Source organism: Streptomyces sp. rh34, assembly GCF_002551245.1.
Classification (GTDB): Bacteria; Actinomycetota; Actinomycetes; order Streptomycetales; family Streptomycetaceae; genus Streptomyces.
On the sequence record NZ_NTGZ01000437.1, the window covers coordinates 1 to 3,338 of the forward strand.

The following is a 3,338-nucleotide window of genomic DNA, read 5'->3' on the forward strand; positions in this document are numbered from 1 at the left end:
GTCCAGCGAGCCGGCCCGCTCGCCCGCAGCGCCGGCCGCTCGCCCGCCTCCCACGCCTCGCCGAGCCGGACGCGGGCCCGCCCCAGGTCCTCAGGGTCCGGCGTCCACTCCTCGTCCAGCACGGCGAGTGCCGCGACCCCTCCGTACCGCCAGGCGCGGACGGCCACCTCCAGGTCCGCGGCCGGTCGACCGGATCCCGTGGCCAGCCGGGCCCCGATCCGCTGCTCCGGCCGGGTGTCCGCGGCCAGCCGCACCGCGTCCTGCCGCGGAGTCAGCTCGACCGGGAGCGGCTGTCCTTCGTGCCCCGGGGCCAACGCGTCCAGCAGCATCCGGTGGGCCCGCACCGCGCTGTCGGCCGCCAGCACCTGTAGTGCCGCCGGGTCGATCCCCGGCGCCGGCCCGGTCTCCGTGTCCAGCGAGGGCCCGAGCCCCGGCTCATCGGGGACCGGCGGGGGAGCGGGGAGCGGCGGCAGGATCCCGGCCGCCGCGAACGCCTCGCCGGCCGGTACTCCGCGAACCTCCGGTTCCGCGTCGTCGGCGCCCTCCCGCACCCCGCCATCCGCCCGGACCGCGCGGGCGGCGCTGCGCACCTGGAGTTCGTCCAGCAGCCGCCGCTCATCGCGCCCCCGCATCAGCAGCAGGACGAAAGGGTCCTCGTCCAGCAGCCGCGCCACCTGGTAGCAGAGAGCTCCCGAATGCGGGCAGTGGTCCCAGGTCCCACAGGTGCACTCCGGCTCCAGGTCTCCGATGCCGGGCAGCAGGTCGACCCCGGCGCCCGCCGCGTCCTCCACCAGATGCGGCGGCATCTCCCGGTCCAGCAGCGCCGCGATGTGCCCGGCCCGGTCCACGGCCATGTCCAGGAACCGGTCCCAGGCGCCCGCGCCGAGCTGCTGGAGCAGGACGTCGCTGCGGTAGGCCGTGCCGTCGCGGTCCCGCACCACGGCCGTGATCCGCCCCGGCCGTACGGAGACCGCCCCGACCCTGCCCTCCCGGGCCAGCCGCCGGCCCTGCTTGAGCTGCTGACCGTCCAGCGCGGTGTCCTCCAGGGCCTTGAGCCACGCGAGTCCCCACCAGGACGTGGCGAAACCCCGGCCCTGCGCGGGGGGAAGCGCGGCGAACACCCGCTCCGCTCCGCGTCGGCCGTCCCGCGACGTCCCGCCGTCGCCTCCGTCTGAGGCGTCGGCGTCGTCCGTCCCGTACTCCGCTCCGTACGCGTAGTCGTCCTCGTAGTCGTCGCTCATCGTGCGCCCCCTCGCAGCTCGACCAGGTCGGCCAGTTCCGCATCGGTCAGTTCGGTCAGCGCGGCCTCGCCCGAGCCGAGCACCGCGTCCGCGAGTCCCTGCTTGCGGGCGAGCATCGCGGCGATCCGGTCCTCGATCGTGCCCTCGGCGATCAGCCGGTGCACCTGCACCGGCTGCGTCTGTCCGATCCGGTACGCCCGGTCCGTGGCCTGCGCCTCGACCGCCGGATTCCACCAGCGGTCGAAGTGCACGACATGACCGGCCCGGGTGAGGTTGAGCCCGGTGCCCGCCGCCTTGAGCGACAGCAGGAACACCGGCGCCTCGCCCGCCTGGAAGCGAGCCACCATCTCCTCGCGCCGGGCCACCGGCGTACCGCCGTGCAGGAACTGCGTGTCCACCCCGCGCGCGGCCAGGTGTTCCTCCAGCAGCCGGGCCATCCGCACGTACTGCGTGAAGACCAGCACCGAACCCTGCTCGGCCAGGATCGTGTCCAGGAGTTCGTCCAGCAGCTCGACCTTCCCCGAGCGGTCCGTGATCCGCGGCTGCTCCTCCTTGAGGTACTGCGCCGGGTGGTTGCAGATCTGCTTGAGCGCCGTAAGCAGCTTCATCACGAGCCCCCGCCGCTCGAAGCCGTCGGCGGCGGAGATCTCCGCCAGGGTCTCGCGGACCACCGCTTCGTACAGGCCGGTCTGTTCCGGCGTCAGCGACACGGCCCGGTCGGTCTCGGTCTTCGGCGGCAGCTCCGGCGCGATCCCCGGGTCGGATTTCCGGCGGCGCAGCAGGAACGGCCGCACCAGCGCCGCGAGCCGCTCGGCGGCGCCCGGATCGTTGCCGCCCTCGACCGCTGCCGCGTACCGCGTACGGAAGGTGCTGAGCCGGCCGAGCAGACCGGGCGTCGTCCAGTCCAGGATGGCCCACAGCTCGGAGAGGTTGTTCTCCACGGGCGTGCCGGTGAGCGCGACGCGGGCACGGGCCCCGAGGGTACGCAACTGCTTGGCCGTCGCCGAGTGCGGGTTCTTCACGTGCTGCGCCTCGTCGATGACGACCATGCCCCAGGACACGGCGGCGAGCCGTGGCGCGTCGAGGCGCATCGTGCCGTACGTCGTCAGCACGAACTCGCCGTCCGCCAGGTCGTCCAGGGAACGCGACGTGCCGTGGAAGCGGCGGACGGGGGTGCCCGGTGCGAACCGCTCGATCTCCCGCTGCCAGTTGCCCATCAACGACGTCGGGCACACCACCAGCGTCGGGCCGGCCGCGTCCCGGTCGCTCTGCCGGTGCAGATGCAGGGCGATGAGCGTGATCGTCTTGCCGAGGCCCATGTCGTCGGCGAGGCAGGCGCCGAGGCCGAGCGAGGTCATCGTGTGCAGCCAGTTCAGACCGCGCAGCTGGTAGTCGCGCAAGGTGGCGGTGAGCGCTGCGGGCTGTCCGATCGACTGCTGTGCGGCCGACTCAGGGTCTGCCAGCCGGTCTCGCAACTGCTGCAGCCAGCCGGTCGCCGCCACTTCGACGCGACGGCCGTCCACCTCCGTCGAACCGGTCAGCACCGCGCCGAGAGCGTCGATCGGGGTGACCTTGCGGTCCTGGGTCTCCCGGGCCCGGCGCGCCTCCACGGGGTCGATGAGGACCCACTGGTCGCGCAGCCGCACGATGGGTCTGGTGGACTCGGCGAGCCGGTCCAACTCCTCGCGGGTCAGCTTCTGGCCGCCGAGTGCGAACCGCCAGTCGAACGAGAGCAGCGCGTCGGCGGAGAGGAACGAGGGCATGTCAGCAGTGGTGCGTCCGCGCGTCCCGGCCCGCTGCCCGTCGCCCTCCTGGTCCAGGAAGTCCTGCTCCAGGAAGTCCCGGTCCGTGGAGTCCGGGTCCGTGGAGTCCCGGTCGTCCGGGCCGATCACGGCGCGCGCGGTGAGCTTTCTGGCCAGTTCCCTGGGCCAGTGCACCTGAACACCGGCGGCGGCCAGGGCCCGCGAGGCGGCCCCCAGCAGCTCGGCGATCTCCTCGTCGGCCGGTTCCACCGAGTCCGGAACCGCGGCGGAGAGCAACGGCGCCAGCGGCGGCCAGGCGCGGGCGGCCCGCCGCAGGGTCAGCAGGGCGTCCATC

2 protein-coding genes are annotated in these 3,338 nt (G+C 73.8%); both read right to left on the reverse strand.

Annotated features, from left to right (window positions below):
• A partial coding sequence (locus CR470_RS36820; RefSeq protein WP_097872043.1) for an SWIM zinc finger family protein occupies nucleotides 1-1,241 on the reverse strand: 1,241 nt, incomplete at its 3' end.
• On the reverse strand, nucleotides 1,238-3,338 hold a 2,101-nt coding region (locus CR470_RS36825), incomplete at its 5' end, for a DEAD/DEAH box helicase (RefSeq protein ID WP_097872045.1). The genes CR470_RS36825 and CR470_RS36820, both read right to left, overlap by 4 nt.